This window comes from Micromonospora craterilacus (assembly GCF_003236315.1).
GTDB classification, from domain to species: domain Bacteria; phylum Actinomycetota; class Actinomycetes; order Mycobacteriales; family Micromonosporaceae; genus Micromonospora; species Micromonospora craterilacus.
The window spans coordinates 1-6670 of record NZ_POTY01000314.1; the positions used below are offsets into that span (position 1 = coordinate 1).

7 protein-coding genes and 1 pseudogene are annotated in these 6670 nt (G+C 71.2%); 6 read left to right on the plus strand and 2 right to left on the minus strand.

Features of this window, described 5'->3' with window-relative positions; translation table 11 throughout:
• Both C1I95_RS35485 and C1I95_RS30820 read left to right on the plus strand, forming a co-directional pair.
• Positions 1-1222 (plus strand): serine/threonine kinase C-terminal domain-containing protein (locus C1I95_RS35485; RefSeq protein ID WP_499877997.1); only part of this gene is annotated, 1222 nt, incomplete at its 5' end.
• Positions 1223-1283: 61 nt separating this feature from the next.
• Positions 1284-1520, plus strand: coding sequence for a hypothetical protein (locus C1I95_RS30820; protein ID WP_146605906.1), 237 nt, complete (start codon positions 1284-1286; stop codon positions 1518-1520).
• Between the two features lie 109 nt (positions 1521-1629).
• Here the strand turns inward: C1I95_RS30820 and C1I95_RS30825 are convergent, their stop codons facing one another.
• Positions 1630-2385, minus strand: a complete 756-nt coding sequence (locus C1I95_RS30825; protein WP_111219202.1) for a GH25 family lysozyme — start codon at positions 2383-2385, stop codon at positions 1630-1632.
• A gap of 188 nt (positions 2386-2573) precedes the next feature.
• On the opposite strand from C1I95_RS30825, the gene C1I95_RS30830 reads away from it, so the two are divergent.
• Genes C1I95_RS30830 through C1I95_RS30840 form a run of 3 tightly spaced genes read left to right on the plus strand, consistent with a single transcriptional unit; the run spans position 2574 to position 4731 of the window.
• The gene (locus tag C1I95_RS30830) at positions 2574-3317 is read left to right on the plus strand and encodes a M50 family metallopeptidase (protein ID WP_111219204.1); all 744 of its coding nucleotides are present in this window, start codon (positions 2574-2576) and stop codon (positions 3315-3317) included.
• Positions 3318-3377: 60 nt separating this feature from the next.
• Positions 3378-3878, plus strand: a complete 501-nt coding sequence (locus C1I95_RS30835; protein ID WP_111219206.1) for a SigE family RNA polymerase sigma factor — start codon at positions 3378-3380, stop codon at positions 3876-3878.
• Complete coding sequence (locus C1I95_RS30840) at positions 3871-4731, plus strand: hypothetical protein (protein ID WP_111219208.1); 861 nt, start codon at positions 3871-3873, stop codon at positions 4729-4731. The genes C1I95_RS30835 and C1I95_RS30840 overlap by 8 nt, the downstream gene beginning before the upstream one ends.
• A 69-nt stretch (positions 4732-4800) precedes the next feature.
• Here C1I95_RS30840 and C1I95_RS30845 read toward each other — a convergent pair whose 3' ends face one another.
• Complete coding sequence (locus C1I95_RS30845; protein WP_111219209.1) at positions 4801-6384, minus strand: acyl-CoA carboxylase subunit beta; 1584 nt, start codon at positions 6382-6384, stop codon at positions 4801-4803.
• A gap of 75 nt (positions 6385-6459) precedes the next feature.
• Between C1I95_RS30845 and C1I95_RS30850 the strand changes: the two are divergent.
• A pseudogene (locus C1I95_RS30850) lies at positions 6460-6670 on the plus strand (biotin--[acetyl-CoA-carboxylase] ligase); the annotation flags it as partial.

The window sequence follows — 6670 nt, forward strand, 5'->3', positions numbered from 1 at the left end:
CCGTACGCCGCCCCCCGTCGGCCCACTCGTCGCGGGTGCCGGCGCCATTCCGGACCCGTCGGCCAGCAACCCGCCCGTCGAAGACGCGGCACCGACGGCGACGGTCTCCGCAGCAGGTAACGGCTCGGATGCCGGGTCGACGGCGATGGTGGACGCCAGCGCGGCCGGCTCGGACGCGCTGACGGAGAAGGTGGCTGCGGCCGACACCGCCTCGGACACCGCTCAGCACGACGCCGGGCAGGTTGACGACCATTCCGCCTCCGGCGCGACGGGCGCGGGGGAAACCGGGGACGCCACGACGGAGCGGGCCGGGCTGAGCGCGACGGCGGCCACCTCGGCCTCGGACGCGGGGCCGACCGCGACGGTCGACCGGCCGGCGTCCACCCCGGCTGCCGAGCCGACCCGCCGGGTCGGTGCGCTACCGGCGGGCGACGCGACGCGGGCCGCACCGCCGCCGACATCGCTGATGCCGGCGGCGCCGGTGAGTCCGGCGCCGGCCCGTGGCACGGTCTTCACCGCCGGCAAGCTGCAATCGGAGCGGACCCGTCGCGCTGTGCTCGTCGGCGCACTGGTCTGCCTGCTGCTGCTCGGCTTGGTGGTGGCGGTGCCACTGCTCACCAGCGGTGACGGCGAACGGGAGACCCCGCAGGACGCGGCTCGTACCAGCGAATCGTCGGCGCCAGCGACCTCCGCGCCCGCATCGCCGTCACCGACGGCCACCGCCGAAGCCAGCCCGTCCACCTCGCCCAGCCCGTCCGAGACGGCCGGCGGGCTGCCCGCCGGCTGGACGCTGCGTACCGATCCGGTGGGCTTCAAGGTCGCGGTGCCGGACGGCTGGCGACGCAGCTCCGGTAGCACCTGGGTCAAATACCAGGAGCCGAACGGCGTCAGCGAACTGACCATCGACCGCACGAACTCACCGGGGAAGGACGCGGCCGAGGCCTGGCGCGGGATCGAGTCGGGCCGGAAGAACGTCCGTGGGGTGCGGAATTACCAGTTGATCGAGATCAAGCCGTTCGACTGCAAGTGGCGGACCTGCGCCGACTGGGACTGGCGGCAGACCCGCAACGGGGTTCAGCTTCGAGTCCGTAACCGTGGCTTCGTCACGGCCAGCAACCGGGGGTTCGCCCTTCGCTGGGAAGTGCCGAACAAGGACTGGGAGGCTCAACTCGACAACTTCGAGATGGTCTTCCGCACGTTCGTGCCGGACCGCCAGGACTGATCGGCGCATGACCCTCCGCCGTCCGGGGTAACTGATCTCCGACGACGGAAGGAGGCCCGAGATGGGTTACCGAGGAAGGGACGCCTGGCCCCGGCTGGCACTGTGGACTCTCGTCGTGCTCGGCAACGTCGTACTGCTGCTCGCCAGCGCCGGTGTCGCGGTGCTGGCCACGCTGGTCAGCGTCGGAACGCTCGCCGGGGCCGCGTACGTCGGTTGGAACCTCACCCGCCGGGGCACCGTCGCCCGCCGGGGCTCCGGGCGAGTGCCGGTGGCGCTCGCCGCGCGGCGGCGGGCCTGAGCTGCCCGGTGGGCCGTCGCCAACGCGGTGGGCCGTCGCCGACGCGGCGGGGAGGAACGTGGACGCGCGGCGGCGGGCCGGCGTCGCCGGCCCGCCGTGGCGGCGTAGCTCAGGCGGTGTTGTTGGCCAGGGCGATCAGCCGGTTGCGGTCGCCGTTCCAGTAGTTGCGGTCGACCGCGCCGCTGATACCGGAGACGCTGCCGGAGTCGGTGTACTGCCAGAAGCTCCAGAACGGCGCGCCGGCCGGCAGGGCGCCCACCGTGGACGCCCAGCGGGCGACCCACAACGGGTGGTTGGCCCACGGCCCGGTCCAGCTGCCCGTGCACTGGTTCCACCAACTGGTCGTGGTGTAGATGACCGCGTAGCGGCCGGTGCGCGAGCGGTAGGTGTTGAGGAAGTCCTGCACCCAGTTGCGCATCCCGGTGGTGCTCAGGCCGTAGCAGTATCCGCCGGCGTACGGGTTCCCCTCCAGGTCCAGCGCCGCCGGGAGGGTGCGGCTGTCGGCCGACCAGGCGCCGCCGTTGGACGCCAGGTAGTTAGCCTGGACGGCGCCGGAGGAGATGTTGGGCCGGGCGAAATGGTACGCCCCGCGGATCACCCCGGCGTTGTACGCGTTGACGTAGTTGGTGTTGAACCTCGGGTCCTTGTAACTGGTGCCCTCGGTGGCCTTGATGTAGGCGAACTGGATGCCGGAGTTGCGGACGCTCGTCCAGTTGATGGCGCCCTGCCAGTTCGAGACGTCGATGCCCGGCACGGTGGCCGCGGCGGCCGGGGTCGCGGTGGCGACCAGCGCCGCCGCTGCGGTTGCGAGGACGGTGAGCGCGCCGGCGGTCAGCCGACGCAGCGATGATCTGGTCCGACGCATGGCGTCCTCCTGAGACGGCTGTCAATTGACAGACATCATTGAAGATAGATGCCCGAAAAAGCAAGAGGGACTGAGATAACTTTCAATGCGATGACTGTGGTGCCCGCGTACCTGGCGATCAACGCAGGGTGAGCGCGGTCGTCCGGCCCTGGACCGGCTCCGCAACGCGGGCGGTAGGCTCGCGCCCCATGGTGTCGATCGAGGGCATGACCGAGTTCTGGGACCGCCTGTTCGGCGCGCAGCCCGACCCGCCCCCGTTGCTGGTGCTGCTCACCGGCCTCGTCGCGCTGCTGGTGGTCGCCACCCGGCTGCCGTGGCGGATCGCCCGCAACGCGATCACCATCGCGCACGAAGGAGGCCACGCACTTGTCGCCCTGCTCACCGGGCGCAAGCTGCACGGCATCCGGCTGCACTCGGACACCTCGGGGCTGACGCTCTCCGCCGGCCGTCCCACCGGCCTGGGGATGGTACTCACCCTGCTCGCCGGCTACCTCGCCCCGCCGCTGGTCGGCCTGGGCGGGGCGTGGCTGCTCGCCGGCAACCGGATCACGCTGCTGCTCTGGATCGCCGTGATCCTGCTGCTGGCCATGCTGGTCATGATTCGCAACGTCTACGGGGCGCTCTCGCTGGTGGTCACCGGCGGCGCGGTGCTCGCCGTCTCGTGGTACGCCAGCCCGCAGGTGCAGGCCGCCTTCGCCTGGACCGGCGTGTGGTTCCTGCTGCTCGGCGGCGTACGACCGGTGGTCGAGCTGCAACGGCTGCGGTCCCGGGGCGGGATGCCGGCGTCCGACGCCGACCAGTTGGCCGGCATCACCCCGCTGCCGGCGTTCTTCTGGGTCGTCCTCTTCGGTCTGGTCAACCTCGCCGTCCTGGTGGCGGGTGGCCTGCTGCTGGCCGGCCCGTTGCTCGCCGGGATCGGCATCACCTGGTAACCGCGGCAACCGTTCCCACCCCCCGGTGCGTGTCCTCTACGACCCTCAGGGAGGTAGCAGGTGTCGGACGTCGACGGGTTCGACGAGTTCTATCGGGGTAGCCGCCAACGGCTGCTCGGCTTCGTCTACGCGTTGACCGGGGACCTTGCCGAAGCACAGGACGCCGTGCAGGAGGCGTTCATCCGGGCGTGGCAGCGTTGGTCCACGGTCAGCGGATATGACGACCCCGAGGCGTGGGTACGGGTGGTGGCCGCCCGACTCGCGGTGAGCCGCTGGCGCAGCCTGCGCAGCCGGGCCAGGGCGTACCTGCGGCACGGTGCGGTCGAGAGCGTGCCCGGCCCGGGCACCGAGACCGTCGAGGTGGTCGCCGCGCTACGCCGGCTGCCTGAGGAACAGCGGGTCGCGATCGCCCTGTACTACCTGGTCGGACTGCCGGTCGCCGAGGTGGCGCGACAGACCGCGGCCCCGGTCGGCACGGTCAAAGCCCGACTTTCCCGGGGACGCGCCGCGCTCGCCGGGCTGCTCGCCGTCTCGGATCTGGAGGAGGCTTCCGGTGCGTGACGAGATGACGTTCGTCGAGCGCCTGCACCACGACTTGCAGGACGTTCGCTGGCCGGAGCCGGCCGAACTGCGTACCCGGGCCCGCCGCCGGCGGCGTCGTACCGTGCTGACTGCGGCTGCCTCGGTGCTGGTCGTGGCCGCCGCGTCCGCCGTCGTCATGACGAACCTCGCGGCACCGCCACCGCAACTGGCGACCCCGCTGATGGAGCCCTCGGTCAGGGCGTTCGCCGAGATTCCCCTGGCGTCGCTGGTGCAGCCGGGCGACCTGCGCGTGAACACCGACCCGCCGCTCGGCGAAGCGGGTCTCGGTGAGCCGGTGCGACTCGACGTCATGCTGTTGGCCTGCCACGAGGAGCAGGGCCTGACCACGCGCTGGGAGACGTCCCGCTACTCGCGTTCCCAGACGCTGCTGCGGTCGCGGCCCCACGGCGCCGAGCCTCGTCCGGCGGACCTGGTGCTCAACCAGGACGTGTACCGGCTCGCCCCGCAGGTCGCCGCCGGCCTGTTCGCCCGGATCGACGTCCTGCTCGCACCGTGCGCGACGTGGCGGTCGAAGGGGGACGCCCAGTGGGGGGACCGGATCGCGCAGGCCGAGGCCAGCCACCAGTGGGAGGTGACCGACCGCGACTTCGCCGGTGACGAGGCGGTGCTGATCCGGCACACCACGCGGATACGCAACCTGGACACCGGCGAGACCCGTGCGCCAGGGCGGCCCGAGACGACCGCCGTGGTCCGGGTGGGTGACCTGGTCACCGTGATGGGGCTCGGCCGGGACGGCACCGAGTCGGAGCTGCGCCGGGTCGCCACGGTGGCCGCCGGTCGGCTCTGCGCTGCGGCCAACCCGCCCTGCTGACCGCCGCACAGGCGTTAAGAGGGGCCCCTTCCTATGCACCAGGCGTAAAGAAGGGGCCCTTCATTACACCTAGAGCGGGATGTTGCCGTGCTTCTTCGGCGGGAGGGTCTCGCGCTTGGTGCGCAGCACCCGGAGGGCGCGGACGATCTGGGTACGGGTCTCTTGCGGCGGGATCACCGAGTCGACGTACCCGCGTTCCGCGGCGATGTACGGGTTGGCCAGGGTGTCCTCGTACTCGGCGATCTTCTCGGCGCGGACGGCCGCCGGGTCCTCGGCGGCGGCCAACTCCTGCCGGTAGAGGATGTTCACCGCGCCCTGCGCACCCATCACCGCGATCTGCGCGGTCGGCCAGGCGAAGTTCAGGTCCGCACCCAGGTGCTTGGAGCCCATCACGTCGTACGCCCCGCCGTACGCCTTGCGGGTGATGACGGTGACCTTGGGCACGGTCGCCTCGGCGTACGCGTAGATGAGCTTGGCGCCGCGACGGATGATGCCGTCCCACTCCTGGCCGGTGCCGGGCAGGAACCCGGGAACGTCCACGAAGGTCAGCACCGGGATGTTGAACGCGTCGCAGGTACGCACGAACCGGGCCGCCTTCTCGCTGGCCGCGATGTCGAGCGTGCCGGCGAAGTGCATCGGCTGGTTGGCCACCACGCCGACCGGGCGGCCCTCGACCCGACCGAAGCCGACCACCATGTTCTGCGCGTAGAGCGGCTGGACCTCCAGGAACTCCCCGTCGTCCAGCACGTGCTCGATCACCCGGTGCATGTCGTACGGCTGGTTGGCCGAGTCCGGGATCAGGGTGTCCAGCTCCCGGTCCTCGTCGGTGACGGTCAGGTCCGCGTCAACGGGAAAGACCGGTGGCTCGTCCAGGTTGTTCGACGGCAGGTGGGACAGCAGCGCCTTGACGTAGTCGACGGCGTCGTCCTCGTCGTCGGCGAGGTAGTGCGCGTTGCCGCTGCGGGTGTTGTGGGTGCGGGCCCCGCCCAACTCCTCCATGCCGACGTCCTCGCCGGTGACCGTCTTGATCACGTCGGGACCGGTGATGAACATGTGCGAGGTCTGGTCGACCATCACGGTGAAGTCGGTGACGGCGGGGGAGTAGACCGCGCCGCCCGCGCACGGGCCCATGATGAGCGAGATCTGCGGGATGACACCGCTGGCCCGCACGTTGCGGAAGAAGATCTCGCCGTAGAGGCCGAGCGAGGCGACGCCTTCCTGGATCCGGGCGCCGCCGGAGTCGTTGATGCCGATGACCGGGCAGCCGATCTTCATGGCCAGGTCCATCACCTTGACGATCTTCTCGCCGAAGACCTCGCCGAGGGAGCCGCCGAAGACCGTGAAGTCCTGGGCGAACACGCAGACCTGCCGGCCGTCGATGGTGCCGTAGCCGGTGATCACGCCGTCGCCGTACGGGCGGGTCTTCGCCAGGCCGAAGTTGGTGGACCGGTGCCGGGCGAACTCGTCCAGCTCGACGAACGAGCCCTCGTCGAGCAGCATCTCGATCCGTTCCCGGGCGGTCTTCTTGCCCCGGGCGTGCTGCTTCTCCACGGCGCGCGCCGACCCGGCGTGCACCGCCTCGTCGACCCGTTGTGCCAGGTCCGCCAGCTTGCCCGCAGTGCTGTGGATGTTGGTCCCGGTCTCGGTAGTCACTCAGGGAATATAACGATGGTTCAGGTGACCGTCGGTGTGCAGTTCGCCTCAGTGCCGCACCCGTAGGCTGGCGGGATGCCGGGTTCGCCGTACACCGATCTTGAGCGTCCGCCGCTGTCGGCGGCGCGGCTGCGCCGGGCGCTGGTCGCGCCGTACGGCCCGTGGTCGCGCCTGGAACTGCGGGTCGAGACGGGTTCCACCAACGCCGACGTCGCCGAGGCGGCCCGGCACGGAGAGCCGGAGGGCCTGGTCGTGGTCGCCGAGCGGCAGACCGCGGGGCGGGGGC

What these genes read in the sequence shown, in the direction of transcription:
- C1I95_RS30830 (WP_111219204.1), top strand. Translation starts at nt 2,574, where the DNA reads ATGGTGTCGATCGAGGGCATGACCGAGTTCTGGGACCGCCTGTTCGGC.
- C1I95_RS30820 (WP_146605906.1), top strand. Translation starts at nt 1,284, where the DNA reads ATGGGTTACCGAGGAAGGGACGCCTGGCCCCGGCTGGCACTGTGGACT.
- C1I95_RS30825 (WP_111219202.1), bottom strand. Translation starts at nt 2,385, where the DNA reads ATGCGTCGGACCAGATCATCGCTGCGTCGGCTGACCGCCGGCGCGCTC.